The sequence below is a fragment of the Comamonas koreensis genome, from assembly GCF_021026195.1.
Lineage (GTDB): Bacteria > Pseudomonadota > Gammaproteobacteria > Burkholderiales > Burkholderiaceae_C > Comamonas > Comamonas koreensis.
Genome location: NZ_JAJNCT010000021.1, coordinates 80,875 through 106,224 on the forward strand (window position 1 = coordinate 80,875; position 25,350 = coordinate 106,224).

Here is a 25,350-nt window from a genome sequence, read left to right on the forward strand (position 1 = left end):
ATGGCATGGATTGATATCGAGCGCCTGAGTTTTGCCTACCCGGGCCAGGCCCCGGTTGTGGATGGCGTGACTTGGCAGATGGCGCAAGGCGCCTTCCACTGCCTGCTGGGCCGCAGCGGTTGCGGCAAGACCAGCTTGCTCCAGCTCGTCGCAGGCCTGCTGCAGCCGCAGGCGGGCCGCATTGTGCGTGCCGGCGGAGCGCTGGCTGCACCCGGACCGCAACTGGGGGTCATGTTCCAGTCGCCCACCTTGCTGGACTGGCTGACGGTGCTGGACAACGTGCTGCTGCCGCTGTCGTTGCAGCGCAAGCCCACGGCGCAGGACCGTGCAGCGGCAGAGCAGCTGCTGGCCCAGCTGGGCCTGGCAGCGCTGGCCCGGCAGCATCCCGGCCAGCTGTCCGGCGGGCAGCAAAGCCGGGTGGCGCTGGCGCGGGCCTTGATTCGTGAGCCCGCCTTGCTGCTGCTTGACGAGCCCTTTGCCGCCCTCGATGCCATCACCCGCGCCGAGCTGCAGGATGAGCTGCTGCGCAGCTGCCGCGCGCGGGGCACCACGGTGCTCTTTGTCACCCATGACATCAACGAGGCCGTGTACCTGGGCGACCGGGTGGCGCTGATGCATGGCGGGCGCCTGGTCGCCGATATGGCCATTGATCTGCCGATGCCGCGCACCCAGGCCATGCGCCATGGTGCAGCCTTCAACGCCTATGCGGCCCAGGTGCGCGCCGCGATGGACGGGGCCAGCGCATGAACCCCATCCTGAAAGCCCGGTTGTGGGCCGCTGCGCTGCTGGTGCTGCTGCTGGCCGTGTGGGAGGGTGCAGGGCGCCTGGGCGGTATCTCCGCCTTGGTGCTGCCGGTGCCGTCGGCGGTGCTGCAGGCCTTGTGGACGGGGCTCGCGTCCGGCTACTTTTGGCCGCATGTGGCGGCGACCGTGCAAGCGGTGCTGTTGGGCCTGGCGGCGGGCGCATCTTTTGGTTTGCTGGCAGGGATGGCCTTGGCCGAATCGGTCTTGCTGGAGCGCGTGCTCAAGCCCTATGTCGTTGTCAGCCAGGTGGTGCCCAAGCTGGCGCTGGCGCCGCTGTTTGTGCTGTGGTTTGGCTTTGGCATGCTGCCGACGGTGCTGATCACGGCCCTGGTCTGCTTTTTCCCGCTGATGGAAAACACCCTGACGGGCCTGCGCCAGGTCGATGCGCAGCGCCTGCAGCTGTTTCGCATGCTGGGGGCCAGCCGGCTGCAGACGTTAATGCGGCTCAAGCTGCCCACAGGCTTGCCGGCCATTCTGGCGGGCCTGCGTGTGGCCGTGGTGCTGGCGCTGGTGGGGGCCGTCGTGGCAGAGTTCATGGGCGCCAGCCAAGGGCTGGGCGCGGTGGTGATTGCCGCCCAGGGAATGATGGACACCACCTTGATGTTTGCCGCGCTGCTGCTGATTGCGGCGCTGGGCTTGCTGCTGTACCAGGCCTGCCTGCTGCTGGAGCGCAGATTGCTGCGTGGCCATGCCGTCGCTGGCCCACAGCGCTGATGTTTGGATTTTTGCTCGATTGCTTCTGGATGGACCGCTTATGTCTGCACCTTTTCTGACCTCCTCCCTCTCGCGCCGCCGCTGGCTGGGCGCCTCTGCTGGCCTCTTGGGCCTGGGCCTGGGCCTGGCGGGCACGGGCATCTCAGCGGGCGCTGCAACCCCGGTCAGCGGCAAGATCCGCCTGGCCGGCTGGAGCAAGCCGATCAGCGAAATCACCAACATCCTGGCCGAGCCGGACAAGGGCTTTTTCAAGGCCCAAGGGGTGGACCTGACTTACTTGCCCGGCGCGGGTGGCGGCGATGCGATCCGCAATATCCTGAGCGGCCAGGGCGATGTGGCCTTTACCGACCCGGGCTCGTTCTTCATGGCGCTGGACAAGGGTGAGAAGCTGGTCGCCATCTACGATATCTACCCGCAAAACGTGTTCAATGTCGTGTCGCTGCGCTCCAGCGGCATCCGTACGCCGGCGGATCTGAAGGGCAAGACGATTGGCGTCTACAGCCTGGCCAGCGGCACGCGCCAGAACCTGCTGGTGATGCTGCACCAAGCGGGGCTCAAGGAGTCCGATGTGCGCATTGTGGTCACGGGCCTTTTGAACTTTGCGCCGCTGATGCAAGGCCAGGTCGATGCGACGGCCGCCACCGACACCGGCCTGGCCGTGGGTCTGCGCAAGGGCATGGGCGAGGTGCATGTGATGCCCGTGCGCGACTACCTCAATATGTCGAGCGACATGTTTGTGGTGCGCCGGCAGGTGCTGGAGCAGCAGCCGGCATTGCTGCAGGCCTTTTTGCGCGGCTACCGCGACAGCGCGGCCTGGATGATCGCCAACCCCGAAGAGGCCGCCACCCTGGCTACCAAGCGCGCCATCGACGGCACCCAGCGCGGCATCAACCTTGATGTGATCGGCCTGCGCAATGCATCGGCCCAGCCCACCTTGCGGGTGCAGGGCAAGGCCGCGCCGCTGGGCAGCTTTGACTTGGTCGCACTGCAAAAGGGAGCCGACGCCTACCATGCGCTGGGCTTGGTGCAGCAGCCCATCCAGGTGGCCGATGTGGTGGACAGCCGTTGGCTGCCAGGGGCCTGAGATGCAGGAGAGCAGTGCGTTGAATCTGCGTGGCAAGGTGGTGCTGGTAACAGGTGCCAGCCGGGGCATTGGCGCGGCCATCGCCCATGCCTTTGCGCGCGAAGGCGCCACGGTGGCGGTGAACTACCTGGCCAACGAGGCCGCAGCGGCCCAGACCGTGGCCGCCTGCCAGGCCGCCGGCGGCGATGCCTGGGCTGTGCAGGCCGATGTGGGCAACCCGGCTGCGGTGGATGCGATGGCCCTGGCCATTGCACAAGAGGCCGGGCCCGTCGATATCGTCGTGAACAACGCCTTGCGCCCCTATGCCTTTGACCCGGAGCGCCGCCAGCCGCTCGATGCCCTGGCATGGAGCGACTACCAGGCGCAGTTCGATGCTGCCGTGGGCGGCGCCTTCCATGTCTGCCGTGCGGTGCTGCCGCAGATGCGCCAGCGCGCCCGGGGCAGCATCGTCAATATCAGCAGCAATCTGGTCGAGCACCCTGTCGTTGCCTACCACGACTACAGCACAGCCAAGGCCTCGCTGGTGGGCTTTAGCCGCAACCTGGCCAGCGAGTTGGGGCCTTTTGGCATACGCGTCAACTGCGTCGCACCGGGCCTCGTCTACCCCACCCAGGGCAGCGCGCAAACCCGCGAATCCTTCCGCGAATCGCTGATGGCAGCCACCCCGCTGCGCCGCCTGGCCAGCCCCGAGGATGTGGCCGGGCCAGTGCTTTTTTTGGCGTCGGACCTGAGCCGGTTCATGACGGGGCAGGTGTTGCTGGTGGATGGGGGCTTGGTGATGCGCTGAACGTGCAAACGGGTGGCCCCGGTGGAACGCGACTTTCTCTGGCACGCCACGCCATGGCGGCGAGGCACAATGTCGCACCCGTGTTGCTGGATGATGGCCTGCAATCTGCTCCCAGGCTCCGACACCTAAAAAAACCGCTAGACAAGGAAACCGATCACCATGGCCAGCCGCGCCCTGGTATGGATGCGCCGCGATTTGCGCTGCGACGACCATGCCGCTCTCTACCATGCCTTGCGCCGCTTCGAGCAGGTGTATTGCGTCTTCGTTTTTGACACTGACATCCTGGGTCTGCTGCCGACGCGCGAAGACAGGCGGGTGGACTTTATCCATGCCAGTGTGCTGGCGCTGGATGAGGACCTGCGCCAGTTGGCGGCAGACAGTGGCGCGCCTGGTGGTGGATTGCTGGTGCGCCACGGCTCCGCTGCGCAAGAGGTGGTGCAGCTGGCGCAGGCACTGGGCGTGCAGGAGGTGCTGACCAACCGCGATTACGAGCCCGAGGCCATCGCCCGTGACGCGCGCGTGGCTGGCGATCTGCAAGCGGCCGGCATTGCCTTTAGCGATTACAAGGACCAGGTGCTGCTGGACCGCGATGAGGTGCTGACCCAGCAAGGCCATCCCTACAGCGTGTTCACCCCCTACAAGCGCGCTTGGCTGCAAAAGCTCGATGCCTTCCAGTGCAAGGCCTACCCGGTGGCGCGCTATGCCGGGCATCTGGCGGCATTGCCCCAGGGCGAAGCGATACCGTCGCTCGCCGATCTGGGTTTTGCGCCCAGCAATCTGGCATCGCTCAAGATACCTACCGGTAGCCGTGGTGCGCAGCAGTTGCTGCAGGATTTTTTGCCGCGCATGGCGGCTTACCAGGAAGCGCGGGATTTTCCGGCGGTCAAGGGCGTGTCCTACCTGTCGGTGCATCTGCGCTTTGGCACCGTGTCGATCCGCCAGTTGGCCGCGCTGGCCGTGGCGCAGGCGCGTACAGGCTGCGAGGGCGCGCAGACCTGGCTGTCGGAGCTGGCCTGGCGCGACTTCTACGCGATGATTCTTTGGCACCACCCGCAGGTGGTGACCCAGTCGTTCCGCCCCATCTACGACAAGGTGCAGTGGGACGATGCGCCCGAGCTGTGGCAGGCCTGGTGCGAGGCGCGCACCGGCTACCCGCTGGTGGATGCGGCCATGCGCCAGCTGCTGCATACCGGCTATATGCACAACCGTCTGCGCATGGTGGTGGCCAGCTTTTTGACCAAGGACCTGGGCATTGACTGGCGCGCGGGCGAGCGCTTTTTTGCCCAGCACCTCAATGACTATGACCTGTCATCGAACAACGGCGGCTGGCAGTGGGCGGCCTCCACCGGCTGCGATGCCCAGCCCTGGTTCCGCATCTTCAATCCCATCACCCAGTCGGAGCGCTTCGATCCGGACGGCAAGTTCATCCGCCGCTACCTGCCAGAACTCGCCAAGGTGCCTGACCGGCACATCCACTTCCCAGCTGCGATGAAGCCGCTGGAGCAGCAGGCCTGCGGTCTGCAGCTGGGGCGCAACTACCCGCATCCGGTGGTGGACCACGGCCGGGCACGCGAGCGGACCTTGATGCGGTTTCACTTTATGAAGCATCCGGATTGACGGACTGGGTGTTGGCGGTGGGTGTGCAGGTTCAGCCCGGCGCACCAATTGGTCAGCGTCGTGGAATGAGCCCGCCCACAGGCAGGCGCATCGCGATGCGCCTTTCAGGCGGAAGTCCCTGCATAGCCTCTGCGTCCAGAGTGTCCTGGAGGCGTTTGCCGGGCTGAAGCAGCGGCGCAAACCCTCGCTTCGCATAGGCGGGCGCACACCAGGGAACATCGGAGAACGTGGTCAAGGTCAGTGCGCCGAGCCCCCGGTTCACCGCATACCGGTAAGCGCTGTCGATCAGCAAGCTGGCGATGCCTCTGCGCTGCCACTGCGCATGCACCGATAGCTCCCAGATATGCAGTTCCGAGTCGAAGATCTCGGTACTGATGAATGCTGCCAACGCACCGTCTGCGGCCTCAGCCACCCAAACCGCATGGTTGAGGATGCGGCGCGCATGGTCGGACGGCCCGATCACGGGCGCATCGCGAAGCCAGGCCAGGCCGTCGGCCGTGCCAAACAGCTGGGCCGCAGATTTTTCGATAGCCGGCAGTGCTGAGGCATCGGTGAGATGGGCTGGACGGATCAACATTCAGGGACGCAGTAGCACCTTGCCCTTGCGGCCCGGTTGCAGGCTGGCTGCTGCGGCTTGGGCAGCGTCGCCCAGGTCGTAGATAGCCTCGGTGGGCAGCTTCAGCTCACCACCCAGAATGCGCTCTATCAGCTCGCCCAGCAGGCGCCGCTTGTCCTGGGCGGACAGGGCCTCGCTTACCTTGCTGCCCCAAAAGCCTTTGACAGTGGCCTGTTTGAAGATCATGGCCCCGGAGTCAATCTGCATCGGCTCACCGGCCATGGTGCCAAACGACACCAGGGTGCCGCCTTCGCCCAGCAGGGCCAGCAGCGCGGCGCTGGAGGCACCACCAATCGAGTCGACAGCGGCGTAAGCGCCTTGGGGGCCGAGCAAGGCGCTGGCGCTTTGTGTCCAGTCCGCTTGCGCGGTGGACAGCACATTGGCAATGCCCAGGTCGCTGAGCTCTTGCACCCCCGCATCGCGGCGCACCAGGTTGAGCACCTGCACACCGCGCGCGCTGGCCAGCATGGCCAGGGTCTTGCCGACGGCGCCATTGGCCGTGTTCTGCGCAATCCATTGCCCGGCTTGCACGTTCAAAAACTCCAGCAGCATCAAGGCGCTGAGCGGCATGGCGATGAGCTGGGCGGCCACTTCATCGGGGATGGCCTCGGGCATGGGCACCAACTGGCGCGCGGGCGCCAGAAAGTACTCGGCCCAGGTGCCGTGGACGCCGGCCACCGCGACGCGCTGGCCTACGGTGATGCCTTCGACGCCAGCGCCCAGTGCATCGACCAGGCCCACGGCTTCGCTGCCGCCAATGGCAGGCAGCTCGGGCTTGTAGCCATAGCGGCCACGGATGGTCCAGAGGTCATGGTTGTGGATGGGCGCGAGCAAGGTTTTGATGCGAACCTCGCCGGCAGCGGGCTGGGGCATGGGCTGCTCGCCCAGGCCCAGTACGTCGGCGGGCTCGCCGAAGGTGGTGTGAATGGCACTGCGCATGGTGGTTGTCCTTATCGGGCGAGCTGGGACAGCAGGGCCTCGGCCACCGCTTCGCTGCTGGCAGGATTCTGGCCGGTGACGAGGCGGCCATCGACCTCTACATGCACTTGCCAATCAGGGCCCTTTTGGTAGTTGCCGCCCAAACGGCTGAACTCATCTTCAATCAAGAACGGCACCACGGCGGTCAGGCCGACTGCGTTTTCTTCGCTGTTCGTAAAGCCCGTCACGCGGCGGCCGGCCACCAGGGGCTGGCCATCGGCGGCCTTGACCTTGATGAGCGCGCCCGGCGCATGGCAGACCAGACCCAGCGGCTTGCCTGCGCGCTCAAAGGCCTCCAGCAGCGCAATCGACCTGGCGTCGTTGGCAAGGTCCCAGAGCGGGCCATGGCCACCGGGGTAGAAGACGGCATCAAAGTCATCGGCCTTGATCTGTGCCAGTGGGGTGGTCGCTGCCAACGCGGCCTGTGCCTGCGGATCCTTGCGGAAGCGCTCGGTGGCGGCGGTCTGGGCATCGGGCTCGTCGCTCTTGGGATCCAGCGGGGGCTGGCCGCCCAGTGGCGATGCCAAGGTGATCTCGGCACCCGCGTCCTGGAAGACGTAGTACGGCGCGGCAAATTCTTCCAGCCAGAAACCGGTCTTGCGGCCCGTGTCGCCCAGTTGGTCGTGGGAGGTCAGTACAAATAGAACTTTCATGGGGACTCCTTGGAGGATGAAGGGAGGGGTGGGGGTGAGGAGGGAGACGTTTCGCAGGCCAGCAGATGCAGCGTGGCCGCCCGCGCTTGCACCAGAGACGACCGGTCCTGGCTCAGCTTGGCCAGCAGCGCCGCGCCCAGCCACATCTGGTAGAGCACACGCGCCACCACCAGTGCGGGCGGGCCGGCAGGCAACGAGCCATCGCTGCGCGCTGCATCGATGACGGCAGCAATCCTGGCCAGCAGGCGCTGCACACCGTCGTTCAGCACCTGGCGCATGTCTTCAGACAGATCGGCGACCTCGGCGGCCAACTTGACCACCAGACATTCTTCGGCCCAGCCGCAGGCCCCATCGCCGGGCGCTGCAATCCAGGCATCCCAGTAGCGCATCAGCCGCTCATAGCCGGTGCCATCCGCTGCCAGCAGGCCTTCGACCTTGCGGCCATAGCCATCGACATACTGCTGGAGCAGTGCGCAGCCAAAGGCCTCTTTGGACGGGAAGTAGTGGTAGAACGAGCCCTTGGGCACGCCGCAGGTCTTGAGGATTTCCTGCAGGCCCACAGCGGCAAAGCCCTTGCGCAATACCAGCTGGTGCCCGGTATCGAGGATGTGCTGGCGGGTGGCTTCCGCTTTCTTCGTCAAGGTCATGGGCTGGATTCTAGTTGAAAATAGACCAGTCGTCTATTATGCAGTCTTGCCCTTTGCCAATGGGGCCGCCGATTAACAACCAGGGTCCAATGGGTAGAACCTGTTTGCGCTGCAGCTTGCCATAGGCGTGGATAGGGCTGATACAAGGGCTTTGCCACTCTGGGTCATCGCCGCCACGCGCTTCATCGCTTTGTGTGTTGCTTTGCCAATGGGCAGCGCCTGCAAAAGGCTGGAGCTACTTTTTCGCGTTCTGCAGTGCCATCAAACGCCGAAACTTGTCGAAGGTCTTGCTCACATCGGTCGAAGCGGCCGGCACATAGCGCTTGGGCTTAGCGCCGCCTTGGGCAACGAGAGGGCGGGTGGGCATGGTCAGCGTCGGTGGCGAGCAGGGCGCAGGCATGGGGGAGAGGCTCCTTGGATTTTGGACCATGCTCGGGCATCCAAGGTCCAAATCCTGTCAGCCATTGCCGCAAGTGACTGTCCTCAGGTCGTGCGCATAAAACAAGTCGGCACTCCTATGCTATGTTTGTGACAACTGCAGGATGGCGGCATCTGACCGGTAGGAGGGTCGTGTGCCGCAGGCCTGAATTTTCATTGCGATACGCCCGAAGAGGAGTCCGTATGAGAGCCCGTGCAAAGTCTTTGTCGGAATTGCAGGTCACTGTGGTCACACCCGACCAGGTCAAGCTGTTCAAGATGGCCTACCTTGCAGGTATAACTGACGCGGCCGCCATCTTTGGTGCCGACAGTCAATGGGTTGCCAGCGATGACGTCGCGAACCAGATTGAGCGGGCTTTGGACCAAGCGGTGGCTTCGTTTGAAGATGACTTTCTGTCCGTCAGTCCCTGCGATTTGGCGCCTGGGTCTGACACCTGACACAGCCCCGCGCTGACCCAGCAAGTCCTGTATGCGGGGCTTTTTTTACGTCTGTTGGTCGCAAATCCTCTGTCGCCGCCATGAAAAATTCGTCAGTTACCGTAGTCAAGTTCTATTGGTTCACTTTAAAATGAAACGGTCGTCACAAAATTGGATGATCCATGGATTCCATTAAATGGTTGCTGCTGACCTATAAAGTACCGGCTGAGCCCACGGCCAAACGCATGGCGCTGTGGCGGCGCCTCAAGGCGCTTGGGGCGGTGTATCTGCAAAACGGCGTATGCCTGCTGCCCAAGACCGATGACCATGTGCGCCGGCTCAAGGTGCTGGAGAACGATATCTCTGCAATGGACGGGGACTGCGTGCTGCTGGAGACCATTGCGCTCGACCGGCTGCAGGAGGACAAGGTCATCACCCGCTTCAAGGCCGACCGCGACGACCAGTACCGCGAGCTGCTGGGCCGCTGCCAGGATTTCGAGGCCGAGATCGCCAAGGAGATGGCGATCGAGAAGTTCACCTATGCGGAGCTGGACGAAGAAGAGACCGATCTGAAAAAACTGCAGGCCTGGTACGAGAAGATCCGCAAGCTGGATTTCTACGACGCGCCGCTGGCGCAGACGGCGGCCGAGCGGCTGCAGCACTGCGAATCCTTGCTGGAGGCCTACGCCCAACGGGTGTATGAGGCGCATGACGAAAACCGCTGAACCCCAACCACCCACCTCCGACAACGCATTGCAGCGCGGCGCACGCGCGGTGCCGCGCAGCGTCTGGGCGCTGGGCTTTGTGTCGATGCTGATGGATATCTCGTCCGAGATGGTCCATGCGCTCTTGCCCATCTACATGGTGGCCGTGCTGGGCACCTCGGTGCTGGCCGTGGGTGTGATCGAGGGCATTGCCGAGGCAACAGCCTCCATCGTCAAGGTGTTCTCTGGCGCGATCAGCGACCGCTTTGGCAAGCGCAAGCTGCTGGCCGTACTGGGCTATGGCCTGGGCGCGCTGACCAAGCCGGTGTTTCCGCTGGCCGGCGGCCTGGAATGGCTGGTGGGAGCGCGCTTTGTGGACCGGGTCGGCAAGGGCATTCGCGGCGCACCGCGTGATGCGCTGGTGGCCGATGTGACACCGCCGCATTTGCGCGGCACCGCCTACGGCCTGCGCCAGACCCTGGACACCATCGGCGCCTTTACCGGCCCCTTGCTGGCCATCGGGCTGATGTGGTGGACAGCTGACAACTACCAGCTGGTGTTCTGGCTTGCCGTATTGCCGGCTTTTGCGGCGGTGGCGGTGCTGGTGTTTTTTGTGAAAGAGCCCGCAACACCGGTGGCGCAAAGGCCGCGCCAGCTGCCCCTGCGCCAGAGTGAGCTGCGGCGTTTGCCCCGGGCCTACTGGGTGGTCGTTGGGCTGGGCCTGGTGTTTACCTTGGCGCGCTTCAGCGAGGCATTTTTGATCCTGCGTGCGCAGTCGGCCGGCTTGCCGCCGATGTGGGCGCCTGCGGTGTTGGTCGTCATGGGCCTGGCCTATGCGCTGTCGGCCTACCCAGCAGGGGTGCTGTCGGACCGCCGCCCCCGGCAGGATGTGCTGCTCGCCGGCCTGGGCTTGCTGATTGCCGCCGATCTGGTGCTGGCCTTTGTGCCCGGTGTGCTGGGCCTGGGGCTGGGCGTGGCGCTGTGGGGCCTGCACATGGGTTTTAGCCAAGGCCTGTTCAACGCGATGATTGCCGACAGCGCCCCGGCCGAGCTGCGCGGTACTGCCTTTGGCATCTTCCACCTGCTGACCGGCGTGGCCTTGCTGCTGGCCAGTGTGATTGCCGGAGTGCTTTGGGATGCCATCGGCTACCAGGGCACCTTTGTCTGCGGCGCGGGCTTTGCGTTGCTGGCAGCACTGGGGCTGCTGATGCAGCGCCGGCGGGGTTGAGGCACTGCAGCCATCTTGGTCTTGTTGCAGAAGCGGTCCATAGGGACCGCTTTTTTTGGGGGGTGGAGCCCCCGAATGCATAGTTTGTGGTCCGCACCCCTGGCGACAAGCGCAGAAACGGCACACATTTAAATAATTATCAAGACTCATTCTCATTTAAAATACCGCGCGGCACTGCCCGGACTTGCTCCACAGCGAGCCGCTTGCAGTGCCCCGGGCCATGCCACCGTGGCGGCCCGGCTCACAGGATTGTCCAGATGCAAACAGCCGGGAATCACCAACCAGCAGCCGGCCTGCTGGGCTATCGCGCGCGGATCGCGTCGCGGGCCGTGGCCGCCATTGGCGGCGGTTATGCCTTGGCAGCGGCCATGGCCGCAGCGGGGGCCGTGGGCTTTCAAGTGTTCGGCATGGCGCGGGTGGATGCCACGATGGCGGCGACGATGCTGGCCTTTGTGGTCTACGCAATCGCGGCGATGTGGGCCTTTGGCTGCGCAACGGCCCTGCGCGCCTGGCTGGGTATTGCGTTGCCGGCTGGCGTGTTGGCACTGATCGCCTGGGCACTGGCACCGGGAGCAGCGGCATGAGGGTCGATGGCAAAACAGAGGGCCTGCGCCAGTCGATGTCCTGGTTGCATACCTGGAGCGGGCTGCTGCTGGGCTGGCTGCTGTATGCGGTGTTCTTTACCGGCACCTTGAGTTTTTTCCGCAATGAGATCACCGACTGGATGCGGCCCGAGTTGCACCAGTCCGTGCCCGATGCGGGCACAGCCCAGCGCGGGCTGGATGCCATGCAGGCGATTGCGCCCAAGGCCACGACCTGGACCTTGTCCCTGCCCAACGAGCGCCAGACGGCCATCGAAGCCTCCTGGCGCGAGCCCGGCGCCGCCGCTGGCCGAGCGGGCACCCAGCGCACCACCTTGGATGCCGGCACCGGCGAGCAGCTGCAGCCGCGCGAGACCCGGGGCGGCGCCTTTTTGTACCGCTTCCACTTCGAGCTCTATGCGATGCCGCGCATCTGGGGCCGCTGGATCGTGGGCTTTGCGACGATGCTGATGCTGGTGGCCATCATCAGCGGCGTCATCACGCACAAGAAGATCTTCAGCGATTTCTTCACCTTCCGCCCGCGCAAGGGCCAGCGTTCCTGGCTGGATGCGCACAATGCCACGGCCGTGCTGGCGCTGCCTTTTCATCTGGTGATCACCTTCAGCGGCCTGGTACTGCTGATGAACATGCTGATGCCCTGGGGTGTGCAAACGGCCTACAACGGCGACAGCAATGCCTATTTTTCGGAGCTGCGCGGCAACCGCCAGGCGCAAGCCGGTGCGGGCAACGGCAACACTCCGCGCGAAGGCGGCCGCGCCAACCGGCAGGCCGATGCGGCTGCCGACACGCCGGTCGCGATGGCCCCGGTAGGCCCGATGCTGGAAGCTGCGCTGCAGCAGTGGCCAACGCATGGCGTGGGCAGCATCACGGTCAACGCACCGGGCACTGCCCGCGCCACGGTGGAGCTGCGCGAGGGTGGGGGCTCCAGCCTGGTCAACCGGGGTGCAGCATCGACCTTGCTGTTTGATGGCGTGACAGGCGAGCCGCGCCAGGCGCCCGAGGCGGCTGCCATCTCCTGGCCGCGCGCCACCAGCAATGTGCTGTCCAGCCTGCACCTGGGCCGTTTTGCCGACCCGCTGGTGCGCTGGCTGCTGTTTTTGAGTGGCGTGGTGGGCACCATCATGGCGGCAACCGGCATGGTGATCTGGGTCGTCAAGCGCCTGCCCGAGCGGCGCAAGCTGGGCCGCACGCCCCATGGCCACCGCCTGGTCGAGGTGCTCAATGTAGGTGCGATCGCCGGTCTGTCGGTGGCAACGGCCTCGCTCTTCTGGTTCAACCGCTTGCTGCCGGCCGATTTGGCAGGACGCAGTGATTGGGAGATTCGCGGCTTCTTTACGGTGTGGGCGCTGTGCCTGCTGCACCCCATGCTGCGCCCACACCGCCAGGCTTGGCGCGAGCAGATGCTCTTGGCCACCGTGCTGCTGGCCCTGTTGCCGCTGCTCAATGGCTTGAGCGGCGGTGCATGGCTGCCCCAAACCATCGCCCATGCGCAGTGGAGCATTGCAGGTTTTGACCTGATGATGCTGGTGATGGCGGCCTTGCACGGCTGGGTGGTCTGGTGGCTGGTGCGCAGCAAGCAGACGGCGACGCCCTCAGCGCGCAAACCCGCAGCCGCTGCCAAGCCCGCAGCCGCTGATGCCGGTTTGCTGGCGCCGCATGCCGCTGTGGCCAGCACGATGGAGCGGCAACGGTGATCGCCATCGCAAGTCTGCTGTGGGCCTTTGCCGGTTTTGCGGCACTGGCGGCCACGATGGACCGCCATGAAGAACAACTGGGTACCGCCGCGCTCGCCGCCACGCAACGCCATGGCTGGCAAGCGGGCGGCAGCGCCTTGCTGCTGCTATCGCTGCTGGCCTGTTTGCAGCGCTGGAACACCTCGGTCGGCATCGCCGCCTGGCTGGGCCTGCTGACCTTGGCGGCGATGGCCTGGGGCCTGGTGCTGAGCTATGCGCCCGAGCGCGCCCGTCGCCTGGCCTTGGCCGCCGCAGCCTTGGGCACGGTGGCAGCAGCCCTCAGGTACTGAACGCAGAACGCCGCGCCAGGCAGTGACCTGGCGCGGCGTGCATGCTTCAAAGGCTGGAGAATTAGCCCTGGTTGGTCTGCTTGTACGAGCGGTTGGCGCGTTCCCAGGCAGCCTTCACAGCGGGCTCGGCCTCTGGCCAGCCCAGGCGGCTTTGCGCACGCTCTGCTTGCCAGCGGCGCTCCCAGTCGCTGCGGGCATCGTCCCAATCGACAATGCCATCGCGCACCGACTGGTAGCCAGCGCGGTACGCGGGGGCATAGTCGTCGTAGGTATAGCCTTCGGCAAAGTAGGGTTCGCGCTGGTAGGCGTCCGACCAGTAGGCATCTTCAGCAGTGGGATTTACGGCTTCGGCCGCGCCCTTGCCGGCCAGGCCGCCGATGACAGCGCCGACGACGCCACCCACTGCGGTGCCGACCGGGCCTGCGACCGAGCCTGCAGCCGCGCCGGTCAGTGCGCCGCCGGCTGCACCAATGCCGGTGCCAATGGGGTGGGCGCCAGGTTCATCGGTGATCGGATCGGGGTTGAGTTTGGGGTCTTGGGGATGGGTCATGCTGGGCTCCTTGGTTCGGTGGTGGACTTCCGTCCTGGTGTCTCCATGGTGCTGCGCCGAGCGCGTCCAGGCCGTAGGACAAGCGCAGCAGCCCTGGTACGACGGGCCTGCGCTGGCCTGTCAACACGGCCTTGCAGCCACGTGGCCAGGGACCACAAAGGCGCAGGGCGTTTACCTGACAGACGAGACAAGCGCTGCGCTGCATACTGATGACAGCGCAGCCGTTTGCCACTTGGATGCGGGCTGGATCTGCCACCAGCCAGGAATCTTCCTCAACGATGGCCTCGTAAACCTCACGCCATGATTCGACTTCAGTTTTCTCTGGAGCTTGCCTATTCAGTGCATACCCCCAGCGCCGACTTTTTCTTCAATTTCCACCCCGCCCACACACCCCAGCAGACGGTGATGTCTGAAAACCTGACGGTGAACCAGACGGCTGCCATTTGGAGCGTTGAGCAAGACGCCAGCGGCCAGCGCAATATGCGCCTGCAGGCGCAGACGGGTCCGCTCAAGCTCAACTACCAGGCCACGGTGGAGATATCCCATTACAGCGATGACCCGATGCAGATCGCGGAGGTGCCGCTGTACCAATTGCCGCTGGATGCGCTGCGTTATATCTACCCCAGCCGCTACTGCCAGTCCGACCGGCTGGCCGGCTTTGCCTACGACCTGTTCGGCCATCTGCCTCCCGGTTATGCGCGGGCCCAGGCCGTGTGCGACTGGGTGCAGCAGCACGTGAAGTTCCGCTCCAACAGCTCATGCGGCACCACATCGGCGATTGATACCATGGTCGATTGCGTCGGCGTCTGCCGCGACTTTGCACACCTGATGATTGCGCTGTGCCGCGCCATCAACCTGCCTGCGCGCTTTGTGACCGGCACCGACTATGGCGCCGATCCTGCGCTGGGTCCGCCGGATTTTCATGCCTATGTCGAGGTCTACCTGGGCGGACGCTGGTACATGTTTGACCCTTCGGGCACTGCCATCCCCATGGGCATGATGCGGCTGGCCACCGGACGCGATGCCGCCGACGCAGCCTTTGCGACGATCTTCGGTGGTGTCACCAGTGAGGCGCCGCGCATCGAGATGGTGGCTGAGCACAACGGCGCGCAATGGCAGCTGCCGGTGCATACAGACCAGGGCTTGTCAACGTCGGTGGTCTGATCCATGGCTGGGGCGTGGGGCTCTACGGCACCTGCGTCCCGGCGTGCCAGGCTTTCCTGGAGGTAAGTGTGCGCCCATTGACAATCCTTGCTTCAGGTTGTAGAGCCGATGCGATAGCGCGCACTGAAACTGGGGTCGATTTCACGCGCGGCGCCGGGATTCCAGATTTTGACCTGGCTGTGGCTCGCGATAGGGCTGATTTCGTTACGAATTCGTGTCAATTAAACAACTGATAGGAGACTAGGCGACTGAATTTAGGTATCCAAGGGTAAATGAATTGTTAATTCTGTGACAATTCTCGCGCAATCTTAGCCTTTGGAAATCTATGAAGTTATTTGAACAGTTGTTTAAGCGATGGGGTACGGCCAAACGCGCGATGGCGGCTGCCTTGTTGGCGCTCGTTGCTGCGGTCCCAGGCATCTCATGGGGACAAGAGGTGCTCTATCTCACACCGGATAAGGCCGCTCCTGATAACTTCAATATTCTGACCTTCACTGCGGGTGGCTTGACCAACCGCTTTGGCAAGGCTGGCGAAGGCTGGGTGGATGGCCGGGGTTGGCTCTCACAGGCCACGCCTTTGAATCCCTCTATTTTTGACGGCAAGAAGCTCGTGGTGGTGACCACGGTATTTGAGCCGTTGAACGTCAACCAGATTGAGGTGCTGAAAACGGCGATGACCACGCGCCCGGAGACCGCCTTTGTCATCTTCTCCGATGGCTGCTGCGCGGTCGCTGGCAATCTGACGCCGATCGTGAAAATTCTCAACGACGCCACCCAATGGGGTATCAGTCTCCCTGCGACACAGGTGGGCGGCAAGGTCGCTGCCCCTCTCAATACCGCCTCTCCGTACCAGGCCAGCTTCAGCAGCCTGAACCCCTTGCAGGGCGCAGCGTATCTGACCATCAGCAATGTCCCAACCCCCAACGCGCTGTACCTGCCTCAAGGCACTGCCGTTCCGGTGGCTGCAGCGCGTACCTCGGCCTATGGCTTTTTTGTGCCGAAGTCGGCGATGAACGGTGGCAGCTGCACCTTTCTGACTGCAGACGCATCGCCATTTGGCACCGATAGCGACACCACCCAGGCCCGCTCCAACGAGATCATCGCCGCATTCGCCAAGGCGGCACTGGATGAAGACGGTGCCTGTAACGAGGCAGTACCCGATGTGGACCTGTCAGTCACCTTCACCGGCCCGGCTGCGCTGGCCGCCGCGCCCCAAACCTACACTCTGCAAGTGAAGAACCTGGGCAGCACCGCCAGCACGGTGCCGACGACGGCATCGGTGACCCTGCCCGCGGGCTACACCGCCCAGCAGCTGCCAAACGGCTGCGCTGGTCTGCCGGCTCCGCAAAATGGGTTTGCATGCACGGTCCCTGCACTGGATGCATTGACCGGGGAGATCAGCTACAGCGTCGCTTTGGTGCGTGCCGCCGGTGCAGCGCCTGCATCGAGCGCAGCGTTTGTCAACCCTGTGGTGAATGGCGAAACGGTGACGGCGAACAACACTGCCACCTTGCTGTTCACCACCGCTGCCGATGTGCGCATTGACCTGGCTGGCCTGCCCCTTTCCGGCAAGAAGGGCGATGCCTACACCGGCAGCTTCCAATGCACCAACAGCGGTACGGCGGCTATGGCCAATGCCTCTTGCACTGTGACAGGTCTGCCCGCAGGCGTGCAGATCGGCGCATGTACGCTTGACGGTGCCGCCTGGACTTCTCCCGGCACGATTTCAGAAGGTCAGTCTGTTGTCTGCCAAGTGCGCGGTACGGCTGAGCAGGACAGCGTGTTCCCGGTGCAGGGCACTGGTGGCAACAGCACAGCGGCCGTCTCCATCACCATCGACGCGGTAGCGCCAGATCCGGTACCCGAGCCGGCGCCACCACCTGTTCCCGAGCCCATCCCGCAACCGGTTCCCGAACCCATTCCAGAGTCCGTCGCCGCAACGCCCGTGCCATCGCTATCGCAATGGGGCCAATGGCTGTTGAGCGGTCTGATGGTAGCGCTGGGCTTGGCGGCGATGCGCCGTGGGCGTCGTCAGGGCTGATCTGATCTGTGCGCAGTGGCCGTTGTAGTGCGGGCGCAGGGCTGGGCAGCGGCAGCGCAGCCGGGGCTGGGTTAGCTGCCCGCGAAGCCTCCGGGGCTCAGTCACCCACTGCTGCGCTGCAAGCAGCAAGTGAGGTGTGTTGCGGAAACACTGCTTTCTTGATCTGGCGCAGAGTTTTGCGGTTGAGCTTGTGCCGGCGCTGGATCAAAAAAATGCCGCCCCTGGTGGGGCGGCATTGCATTCAAAAGAAAGCCGATCCTGAAAAATCAGGGTGTTCATGCAAGTCAAGAGAGGGAGGGAGGGTGCGCATGAACTCGGCGAAACCGATGCTCAAATTCTAGGGCGGCGATCGGTATTTGCCTGTTAAACGAAACGCGCAATAGTCAGCAATTGACAAAAAAAAGAGCCCGCATGATGCGGGCTCCAAGGTCGTTTTCCTTTTCTTGTACTTCTACCTCCCTCCAGAGGAATCGAGATCATATGTCAAAACTATGATGCTTTGGTTGTCATAAATTCAACAAATGTCAGCTTTCTGAAAGCTTCAGGGTTTTTGGAAGAAACTCCACCGACTTATGCTTAATGCTATCAACCTATCCAAAAATCAAGTATTTCAATATTTCTTATGAGTGCTTGCTTAAATGGCGCCCATTCACGCTCACGCGCCAGAAGCGGCGGGTCAGTGATTGGTGCCAATCGTTACTGAGTGTGGGAATTGCTAGCACACACACTACGCAACTGATTGTTGGTGGTGCAATATTATGTACTAGTTTTGACGGCCTTCATCGGCAGGCTGCCCGGCGCGCGACAGCCCTCCCAGTAGCAGTGCCGCCAGTGAATGGCTATGAAAAAGCCCGGCGCCAGGGAGAGGGCCAGCCCTGCGCGCAAAGGCGGGCGACTGGGACGGGCGCCGACACTGCGTGCGCCTGAAGGCCCCTTTGCGAAACCCGCTGCCCTGGCTTCAACGTGGTCTCGGGCAGTTCGCCGGGTTGCCCATGGCGTCAATAGCGCCAATAGCGCCAATCGCGCGCGATGGAATGCCAATGACCTCTTGACCCTCATCCCGATCCGCGCACATCGCCATTGGCGACGATCCTGCCAAGGTTGCTTAGGCGACGGGCTTGCGGCCCACGGTGCGGATCAGCTCGCCCACGCGCAGCAGGTACTGGTCAAAAGCCTGGTTGGCGGCTGCCTGGTTGCTGGTGGGCTGGGCCACGGTGCGGCCCTCGGCCTCCAGGCGGCCACGGATCTCGGGGTTGAGCAGGGCCGCGCCAATGGCGCTGCGCAACAGGCTGACCCGCTCGGCCGGGCAGCCTTGTTTGACAAAGTAGCCGCCGCTGATGGTGTAGGCAAAGTCAGGCAGCTGCTGGCTTTGGCTGATCAGCGGGATATGGGCCAGCGGCGTGGGCAGCTCTTTGGAAAAGCTGGTGACGACCTTGAGCCGGCCCTGCGCCTGCATCGCATCAAAGCTGGTCTGGTAGGCGAGGATGGCCAGGTCCACCTCGCCACCGGCGACGCCCTGCAGCGCGGGTGCACCACCCTTGTAGGGCACATGCAGCAGGGGCGCACCCACGCGGGTGGACAGCGCCTCGCCCATCAGGTGGTAGATGGAATCAATGCCGACGGTGGCATAGGTGAGCGGCTTGGCGCTGCTTTGCTTGGCCAGCGCAATCACCTTGTCCAACGAATCGGCCTGCAGGCCATTGCGGGCCAGCAGCACGATATGCGCTTCGCTGATCGGCGCGACCAGGCTGAAGTCCTTCGGGCTATAGCGCGCCGAGGGGTTGAGCATGGGCGCCAGAAACACCTCGTTGATGGAGCCATGGAAGAAGGTATAGCCATCGGCCTGCGCGCTCAGCACCTTGTTGGCACCGATCAGGCCGGTGCCGCCGCCATAGTTCTCCACCACGACTTGCTGTTTGAGGCTCTTGCCAATCGATTCGCCAAAGATGCGGGCGGCGGTATCGCTGGCGCCGCCTGCGGGGTAGGGCACGACCAGCGACAGCGGCTTGGTCGGGTAGGCATCGGCTGCCCAGGCCTGTTGCGTGGCCAGCCAGGGGGCGCCTGCCAGCAGGCTGGCGTATTGGAGAAACTGGCGGCGATGGTTTGTGTGCATGGTGCTCTCGCTCGGTGGGTTTATTGCAGATAGCTTTGTGCCAGGCTGGCCCAGAAGGCCGCGCCGATGGGCAGGGCCTTGTCATTGAAGTCATACAGCGGGTTGTGCACCATGCAGCCGCCGTCCTGCCCCAGGCCATTGCCCAGCCGCACATAGGCGCCGGGGCGGTGCTCCAGCATGTAGGCAAAGTCTTCGCTGCCCATCACCGGGCCCCGGGTCACCACGTTGTCGGCGCCCAGCAGTTTGGCGGCCACTTCGCGGGCACGCTCGGTTTGCGCAGCATGGTTGACCAGCACCGGGTACTTGCGCTCGTACAGCAGATCGGCCTGGAGCTGGTAGCTCTGGGCCTGGGCGCTGACAAAGTCGCGCAGCCGGGTTTCGATCTGGTTGCGCACCTCGGGGTTGAGCGCGCGGATGCCGATCTTGATCGTCGCGCTCTCCGGCACTATGTTGTAGGTGGCGCCGGCCTGGATGGAGCCGACGGTGATGACGGCCGACTTGAGCGCATCGACCTCGCGGCTGACCAGCGACTGCAGGCCCAGCACGATGCTGGCGGCGGCCTGCATCACATCAATGCCGTGGTGGGGCATGGCGCCATGGGCGGAGCGGCCGGTCAAGGTCACGGTGGCGCGGTCGAACGAGGCCATCGCGGGCCCGGTGATCATGCCGATCTGGCCCACCGGCAGGCCCGGCGTGTTGTGCAGCGCATAGATTTCGTCGCAGGGAAACTGTTCGAACAGGCCGTCATCGACCATGCGCAAGGCGCCGCCTTCGTTCTCTTCCGCTGGCTGAAAAACCAGGTTCAGGGTGCCGTTGTAGTCCACCGATTCGGCCAGGTAGCGCGCCGCGCACAGCAGGATGGCGGTGTGGCCATCGTGGCCGCAGGCATGCATCTTGCCGCTCAGCGTACTGGCGTAGGGCAGGCCGGTTTTCTCCTGGATTGGCAGCGCATCCATATCGGCACGAATGCCGATGCTGCGGCTGCCCTGGCCTTTTTTGAGGCGGCCCACCACGCCCGTGCTGCCCAGGCCCCGGTGCACTTCATAGCCCCAGGACTGCAGGCGCTCGGCCACCAGGTCGCTGGTGCGCAGCTCCTCAAAGGCCAGCTCCGGGAAAGCATGGATCTGGTGGCGGATGCCGACAAACTCAGGCGCAAGGGCCTGTACGGCAGATAGCAAGGCAGGGTTGAGAGGTGCGTTCATGGTGGGGCCGTCACAAAAAAGTCAAACCATTATCGAAAGCGCCATCCGTCGCGTCCATGACAACGCAAGCAATCAAACGTTGCAAGAATCGCAACAATGGGCGGAGGCGAGCAATGTTGAACCTGGGTATGGACGATGTGCTGGACCGCAAGCGGGCGCTGTGCCTGCTGCAGATCATGGAAACCGGCTCGGTGCGCGGCGCCGCTGATGTGCTGGCGGTGGACCCGTCGATGGTGAGCCGCACGGTGGCCCGGCTGGAGCAGGACACCGGCCTGGTGCTGCTGGAGCGGCGTGGCCGGGGCGTGGTGGTGACCGATGCCGGCCGCATGCTGGCGCTGTTTGCCCGCCGCCAGCAGGACCTGCACGACACCTTTGTCGCCGAGGTCAACAGCCTCAAGAACGCGCAATCAGGCCACCTGGACCTGGTGCTGGGCGAGGGCACCCTGGACATGGTGATGGGCCCGGTGCTGCAGGGTTTCATCAAAGCCCATGGCGATGTGCGCTACCACATCAAGGTGGCGGGCACCGAAGAGGCCGTGCAGTGCATTCTGGAGGACCGGGCGCATATCGGCATCGTGTTCCAGCCACCCAACGATGCGCGCCTGCGCTCCCACCATGCGCGGCTGGCGCCCGTGCGGGTGCATGTGCGCAAGGGCCATCCGCTGGCCAGCCACAGCGGGCCCTTGAGCCTGGCCGATCTGGCGCCTTACCCGGGTGCGGCGCTGGAGAAATCCTTTGGCGTGCGCAAGCACATCCAGGCCGCCGAGCTGGAGGAAAACATCCGCCTGCAGCCCATGCTGACCACCAACTCCTTCAAGGTGCTGTGGGATTTTGCGGTGATGGGCCTGGGCTACATCATGACGCCGCGCTCCATCCCGCTGCAGGGCGTGGCGCTGGATACTCTGGTGTCGCTGCCGCTGGCCAGCCCAGTGCTCAACCACAGCCAGCTGCATATGGTCACCCGCAGCGGCCGGCCGCTGTCGCCGGTGGCGTCGCAACTGCTGCGGCAGATGGTGGCGGCGTTTTCTGCGAGCTGATGCGCGATGCGCCAACCGGACAGTGCATACTGCGCGGCTGGAGAGACCACGATGGCATCACACCTGGACAGCTTTGACCTGCAACTGCTCGCCCACCTGCAGCGCGATGCGCGCCTGCCCCAGGCCGAACTAGGCGCGCGGGTGAACCTCTCGACCGCTGCCGTCAACCGCCGGCTCAAACGCCTGGGCGAGGAGGGCGTCATCAAGCGCTACACGGTAGAGATCGAGCCCGCCGCCGTCGGTTACCCGCTCACCGTCATCGTCGGCGTGGAGGCCGAGAGCGAGCGGGTGGACCTGCTCGATGCCACCAAACGCGTCTTCATGGACTGCCCCGAAGTGCAGCAGTGCTACTACGTGACGGGCGAGTGGGACTTCATCCTGATCCTGGCCGTCAGCGACATGGCGCACTACAACGCGCTGACCCGGCACCTGTTTTTCAGCAGCAACAACGTCAAACGCTTCAAGACCTTTGTGGCGATGGAGCGCGAGAAAACCGGCATGGCGCTGCCGATCGGGCTGCCGGATTAATGGAGTTGCAGTGGCGGATCTGCGGGCTTGCAATAAGCACGCAGTGGTCTAAAGAAAAACGGTAAATCGTTCCGTATTGGGGCGTGATACAGGGACAAAAATCCAGGGTGCCACCTCTACGATGGCCGGGTAGCGGTTGAGGATGCAGGCCAGCCATGCAGGCCTCCCTCAACCTCCTTGCCCTTTGTCCCTGGAGACCCCCTCAATGTTGATCGCCAACCCCCGCGCCCAGCGCAGTGCCTACCCCGCCGACCTGCAAGCCATCATGAGCGTGGAGCGCGCGCAAGAGAGCCGCCGCTGGCTCAGCAGCTGGCAGGGCATTGCGCGCCAGGCCACGCCGCTGCGTGATTTGCCTGGCTTGGCGCAGCAGCTGGGCATTGCCAGCTTCAGCCTCAAGGATGAATCGCTGCGCTCCAGCCTGGGCAGCTTCAAGGCGTTGGGCGCGCCGGTGGCGCTGGTGCGGCAGATTCTGCGCCTGCACCCCGGCTTGGATCCGGCCGCCATCCTGAGTGGGCGCTATGCCGAGCAACTGAAGGGCTATACCGTCATCAGCGCCACCGATGGCAACCATGGCCGCAGCCTGGCCGCTGCCGCGCGCGATGCCGGTTGCGGCTGCCAGATCGTGCTGCATGCCCAGGTGAGCGCCGAGCGCGAGCAGGCGATTGCCGCCTTTGGTGCGGAGGTTGTGCGCATTGCCGGCAACTACGATGCCTCGGTCGAAGAGGCCGCCCGCCTGGCGCAGGTTCATGGCTGGCAGGTCATCTCGGACACCTCGTATGAAGGTTATGAAGACATTCCGCGCGATGTCATGCAGGGCTATAGCACCATCGCGGCCGAAGTCATCGAGCAGACCGGCACGCAACCGGGCGGCGCCAGTGCCTTCAGCCATGTGTTTTTGCAAGGCGGTGTGGGCGGCATGGCTGCTGGCCTGGCCAGCTACCTGTGGGAAGTGCATGGCGCGCAGCGCCCGCGCCTGGTGGTGGTGGAGCCGGCCCAGGCCGATTGCCTGCTGCAAAGCGCCATCCAGGGGCGCCCAGCCCAGGCGACGGGCTCGGTCGATTCGGTGATGGCCGGCCTGGCCTGTGGCGAGACCTCGCCGCTGGCCTGGAAGTTTTTGGACCCCAGCGTGGACCACTTTATGACCGTGGAGGACGACGCAGCCATTGCCGCGATGCGGACCCTGGCCCAGGGCGTAGGCGGCGATATCCCCGTGGTGGCGGGCGAATCCGGTGTGGCGGGCCTGGCCGCTTTGCAGGTCTTGCGCGGCGATGCGGCCGGCTGGGCGGCGCTGGGGCTGGATGCGCAGTCGCGGGTGCTCATCATCAACACCGAAGGTGCCACGGCGCCCCAGGTCTATGCCGAGCTGGTGGGCGAACCGGCTGCCGCGGTCGAGGCACGCCAGGCCGCCTGGTTGGCGCGCTGAGCCATGCGTGCCTTTGAAACCCCGGGCCGCCCGGTATCGGTGGCCAGCCAGGGCATGGTCGCCACCTCCAACCCGCAAGCTGCGCTGGCCGGGCTGGATGTGCTGCGCGCCGGTGGCAATGCCGTCGATGCAGCCGTCGCAGCGGCGGCCATGCTGGCAGTGGTGGAGCCCACGCAGACCGGTATTGGCGGCGACTGCTTTGCGCTGCTCAAACAACGCGGCTTGCCCCCCGTCGCCTTGAACGGTGCCGGCTGGGCGCCGCGTGCGCTGACGGCAGAGCGCCTGCGGGCCGAGGGCCTGCAGCAGATCGCCGCAGACAATGTGCATGCCGTCACCGTGCCCGGCGCCCTGCGTGCCTGGGAGCGGCTGGTGGCCGACCATGGCCGCTTGGCTTTTGGCGACCTGTTGCGCCCCGCCATCGCCGCTGCCGAGCAGGGCTACCGGGTGACCGAGCGGCTGGCGCGGGACTGGGCGCTGAGTGCAGCCAAGGTCTCGGCCTCCGCGCAAGCAAGCGCCATCTTTATGCCGGGTGGGCTGCCACCGCAGCTGGGCGACCTGCGCAGCAATCTGCCGCTAGCCGCCGCGCTGCGCGCCATTGCCGATCAGGGTGCCGATGTGTTTTACCAAGGCTGGATTGCGGAAGACATCGTCGCCAGCCTGCAGCGCGCCGGCAGTGCGATGGTGCTGGACGACCTGGCCGACTACCAGCCGGAGTATGTCGAGCCGCTGTCTACCACCTACCGGGGCTACCGCCTTTGGGAGTGCCCGCCCAGCGGCCAAGGCATTGTCGCGCTGCAGATGGCTGCGATGTTGGACCGGTTGAATTTGTCAGCCTGGGGCCCCTTGAGTGCCGAGCGTTTCCATCTGCAAGCAGAGGTTGCGCGCGTCGCCTATGCGCAGCGCGATGCCCAGCTTTGCGATCCGCGCTTTCATCGCTGCGATGCAGAGGACTGGCTGTCCCCACAGCGGGTGGCGCAATGGCTGGCGCAGATCGATCTGGACCGCCGCCAGCACGGCCTGCAGCCCACGCCCGCGCCCGAGCACAAAGACACCGTCTATATCTCGGTCGTCGATGCCGATGGCATGGCGGTGTCCTTGATCAATTCGCTGTTCGACGACTTTGGCAGTGGCCGGGTCAGCGACCAAAGCGGCGTGCTGCTGCACAACCGGGGCTGCGGCTTTAGCCTGGAGGCCGGCCACCCCAACCAACTCGCCGGCAGAAAGCGGCCCATGCACACCATCATCCCAGCGCTGCTGACCCAAGGAGGCGAGGCCGTCATGGCCTTTGGCGTCACCGGCGGGCATTTTCAGCCGGCCGGGCAGTTGCAGGTGCTCAGCAATATCGTGGACTACGGCATGTCCATCCAGCAGGCGATTGACCACCCGCGCCTGTTGGCACGAGGGGATCAGTTCGAGATGGAGCGGACCGTCCCTGAGGCTCTGTGGGCCGGCTTGCGTGCCAAGGGCCACCTGCCTGTCGCTGCGGCGCACCCGCTGGGCACCTGCCATGCGATCTGGATCGACCAGGCACGCGGCGTATTGCTGGGCGGCTCGGATGGCCGGCGTGATGGCTTGGCGCTGGGGTACTAAAACCGGCTACCAACTATCCTGGGCCGGCGTGCCCTGGTGGTAGCGCAGCTGCCAAACGCCATCTGTCAGCAACCAGATCGACGAGCGCAAGGTGTGCTTGCTGCGAGTGCCTTGCGCATCACACTGGGCGCTGCGGTAGGTCAGCAGCGCCACGCCGGGTGCCAGCGCGCTGGCGGCATAGCCGTCCGCCACGATCTCGGCAGCGGTCGATTCGGCGCGCAGCGCCTCCACCACCACATCTCGCGTATAGCGCTGGCCGGATCGGCCCGTCTCCTCAAAGGCCGGGTGCAGCAATTGCGACACGCGCTCGGGCTGGTGGCGGATATCAGGAAGGTGGAGCTGGGCTTCCAGTTGGGAAAGCTGCTGGGTCAGGGTGGGGTCCATGATGGGG

General features: G+C 64.6%; 26 protein-coding genes. 17 read left to right on the plus strand and 9 right to left on the minus strand.

All coding sequences use genetic code 11. The features are described 5' to 3' along the window. The 5 genes from LPW39_RS16420 to LPW39_RS16440 all read left to right on the plus strand — a co-directional run bounded on the left by LPW39_RS16420 (position 1) and on the right by LPW39_RS16440 (position 5,005). On the plus strand, positions 1-747 hold the full coding sequence (locus tag LPW39_RS16420) for an ABC transporter ATP-binding protein (protein WP_230777596.1): 747 nt from the start codon (positions 1-3) through the stop codon (positions 745-747). Continuing rightward, complete coding sequence (locus tag LPW39_RS16425) at positions 744-1,517, plus strand: ABC transporter permease (protein WP_230777599.1); 774 nt, start codon at positions 744-746, stop codon at positions 1,515-1,517. The genes LPW39_RS16420 and LPW39_RS16425 overlap by 4 nt, the downstream gene beginning before the upstream one ends. A gap of 40 nt (positions 1,518-1,557) precedes the next feature. Then, the gene (locus tag LPW39_RS16430; protein ID WP_230777602.1) at positions 1,558-2,601 is read left to right on the plus strand and encodes an ABC transporter substrate-binding protein; all 1,044 of its coding nucleotides are present in this window, start codon (positions 1,558-1,560) and stop codon (positions 2,599-2,601) included. Position 2,602: 1 nt separating this feature from the next. Then, positions 2,603-3,388: an SDR family oxidoreductase gene (locus tag LPW39_RS16435; protein ID WP_230777612.1), complete on the plus strand. Its 786-nt coding sequence runs from the start codon at positions 2,603-2,605 to the stop codon at positions 3,386-3,388. A 159-nt stretch (positions 3,389-3,547) separates the two neighbouring features. Beyond that, on the plus strand, positions 3,548-5,005 hold the full coding sequence (locus LPW39_RS16440) for a cryptochrome/photolyase family protein (RefSeq protein WP_230777614.1): 1,458 nt from the start codon (positions 3,548-3,550) through the stop codon (positions 5,003-5,005). A gap of 52 nt (positions 5,006-5,057) precedes the next feature. Here LPW39_RS16440 and LPW39_RS16445 read toward each other — a convergent pair whose 3' ends face one another. The 5 genes from LPW39_RS16445 to LPW39_RS16465 all read right to left on the minus strand — a co-directional run bounded on the left by LPW39_RS16445 (position 5,058) and on the right by LPW39_RS16465 (position 8,299). Continuing rightward, positions 5,058-5,582, minus strand: a complete 525-nt coding sequence (locus LPW39_RS16445) for a GNAT family N-acetyltransferase (protein ID WP_230777624.1) — start codon at positions 5,580-5,582, stop codon at positions 5,058-5,060. Continuing rightward, positions 5,583-6,560, minus strand: coding sequence for a zinc-binding dehydrogenase (locus LPW39_RS16450; RefSeq protein WP_230777626.1), 978 nt, complete (start codon positions 6,558-6,560; stop codon positions 5,583-5,585). 11 nt (positions 6,561-6,571) lie between these two features. Next, a complete protein-coding gene (locus LPW39_RS16455) occupies positions 6,572-7,252 on the minus strand; it encodes a type 1 glutamine amidotransferase domain-containing protein (protein ID WP_230777629.1) in 681 nt (226 codons plus the stop codon). Then, entirely contained in the window at positions 7,249-7,899 is a 651-nt protein-coding gene (locus LPW39_RS16460) for a TetR/AcrR family transcriptional regulator (RefSeq protein ID WP_230777632.1), read from the minus strand. The genes LPW39_RS16455 and LPW39_RS16460 overlap by 4 nt, the downstream gene beginning before the upstream one ends. Positions 7,900-8,134: 235 nt before the next feature. After that, a complete protein-coding gene (locus LPW39_RS16465) occupies positions 8,135-8,299 on the minus strand; it encodes a hypothetical protein (protein ID WP_230777635.1) in 165 nt (54 codons plus the stop codon). A gap of 221 nt (positions 8,300-8,520) precedes the next feature. On the opposite strand from LPW39_RS16465, the gene LPW39_RS16470 reads away from it, so the two are divergent. From LPW39_RS16470 to LPW39_RS16495, 6 genes are all read left to right on the plus strand, one after another. Further along, a complete protein-coding gene (locus LPW39_RS16470; RefSeq protein WP_230777638.1) occupies positions 8,521-8,775 on the plus strand; it encodes a hypothetical protein in 255 nt (84 codons plus the stop codon). 161 nt (positions 8,776-8,936) lie between these two features. Then, positions 8,937-9,479, plus strand: coding sequence for a Chromate resistance protein ChrB (locus LPW39_RS16475; RefSeq protein ID WP_230777641.1), 543 nt, complete (start codon positions 8,937-8,939; stop codon positions 9,477-9,479). After that, on the plus strand, positions 9,463-10,686 hold the full coding sequence (locus LPW39_RS16480) for an MFS transporter (RefSeq protein ID WP_230777644.1): 1,224 nt from the start codon (positions 9,463-9,465) through the stop codon (positions 10,684-10,686). Before LPW39_RS16475 ends, LPW39_RS16480 begins: the two co-directional genes overlap by 17 nt. Positions 10,687-10,943: 257 nt before the next feature. Next, complete coding sequence (locus tag LPW39_RS16485) at positions 10,944-11,270, plus strand: DUF3649 domain-containing protein (RefSeq protein WP_230777647.1); 327 nt, start codon at positions 10,944-10,946, stop codon at positions 11,268-11,270. Further along, positions 11,267-12,982: a PepSY-associated TM helix domain-containing protein gene (locus LPW39_RS16490; protein ID WP_230777649.1), complete on the plus strand. Its 1,716-nt coding sequence runs from the start codon at positions 11,267-11,269 to the stop codon at positions 12,980-12,982. The genes LPW39_RS16485 and LPW39_RS16490 overlap by 4 nt, the downstream gene beginning before the upstream one ends. Beyond that, entirely contained in the window at positions 12,979-13,311 is a 333-nt protein-coding gene (locus LPW39_RS16495) for a DUF3325 domain-containing protein (RefSeq protein WP_230777651.1), read from the plus strand. The genes LPW39_RS16490 and LPW39_RS16495 overlap by 4 nt, the downstream gene beginning before the upstream one ends. A 61-nt stretch (positions 13,312-13,372) precedes the next feature. On the opposite strand, the gene LPW39_RS16500 is transcribed toward LPW39_RS16495, so the two are convergent. Next, entirely contained in the window at positions 13,373-13,861 is a 489-nt protein-coding gene (locus LPW39_RS16500; protein WP_230777654.1) for a hypothetical protein, read from the minus strand. Positions 13,862-14,161: 300 nt separating this feature from the next. On the opposite strand from LPW39_RS16500, the gene LPW39_RS16505 reads away from it, so the two are divergent. Both LPW39_RS16505 and LPW39_RS23525 read left to right on the plus strand, forming a co-directional pair. After that, positions 14,162-15,025, plus strand: coding sequence for a transglutaminase-like domain-containing protein (locus LPW39_RS16505; protein ID WP_230777657.1), 864 nt, complete (start codon positions 14,162-14,164; stop codon positions 15,023-15,025). Between the two features lie 436 nt (positions 15,026-15,461). Beyond that, positions 15,462-17,066: an IPTL-CTERM sorting domain-containing protein gene (locus tag LPW39_RS23525; protein WP_230777673.1), complete on the plus strand. Its 1,605-nt coding sequence runs from the start codon at positions 15,462-15,464 to the stop codon at positions 17,064-17,066. A gap of 1,105 nt (positions 17,067-18,171) precedes the next feature. Here LPW39_RS23525 and LPW39_RS16515 read toward each other — a convergent pair. Together LPW39_RS16515 and LPW39_RS16520 are read right to left on the minus strand one after the other, a co-directional pair. Then, on the minus strand, positions 18,172-19,179 hold the full coding sequence (locus LPW39_RS16515; RefSeq protein ID WP_230777676.1) for a Bug family tripartite tricarboxylate transporter substrate binding protein: 1,008 nt from the start codon (positions 19,177-19,179) through the stop codon (positions 18,172-18,174). A 20-nt stretch (positions 19,180-19,199) separates the two neighbouring features. Beyond that, entirely contained in the window at positions 19,200-20,381 is a 1,182-nt protein-coding gene (locus LPW39_RS16520; protein ID WP_230777678.1) for a M20 aminoacylase family protein, read from the minus strand. A gap of 128 nt (positions 20,382-20,509) precedes the next feature. On the opposite strand from LPW39_RS16520, the gene LPW39_RS16525 reads away from it, so the two are divergent. From LPW39_RS16525 to ggt, 4 genes are all read left to right on the plus strand, one after another. Next, a complete protein-coding gene (locus LPW39_RS16525) occupies positions 20,510-21,418 on the plus strand; it encodes a LysR family transcriptional regulator (RefSeq protein ID WP_230778318.1) in 909 nt (302 codons plus the stop codon). A gap of 51 nt (positions 21,419-21,469) precedes the next feature. Further along, a complete protein-coding gene (locus LPW39_RS16530) occupies positions 21,470-21,946 on the plus strand; it encodes an Lrp/AsnC family transcriptional regulator (protein ID WP_230777681.1) in 477 nt (158 codons plus the stop codon). A 205-nt stretch (positions 21,947-22,151) separates the two neighbouring features. Continuing rightward, on the plus strand, positions 22,152-23,369 hold the full coding sequence (locus tag LPW39_RS16535; RefSeq protein ID WP_230777684.1) for a diaminopropionate ammonia-lyase: 1,218 nt from the start codon (positions 22,152-22,154) through the stop codon (positions 23,367-23,369). Positions 23,370-23,372: 3 nt separating this feature from the next. Next, entirely contained in the window at positions 23,373-24,959 is a 1,587-nt protein-coding gene (gene ggt, locus LPW39_RS16540) for a gamma-glutamyltransferase (protein WP_230777687.1), read from the plus strand. A gap of 6 nt (positions 24,960-24,965) precedes the next feature. On the opposite strand, the gene LPW39_RS16545 is transcribed toward ggt, so the two are convergent. Beyond that, complete coding sequence (locus LPW39_RS16545; protein ID WP_230777696.1) at positions 24,966-25,343, minus strand: nuclear transport factor 2 family protein; 378 nt, start codon at positions 25,341-25,343, stop codon at positions 24,966-24,968. Between the last annotated feature and the right edge of the window lie 7 nt (positions 25,344-25,350).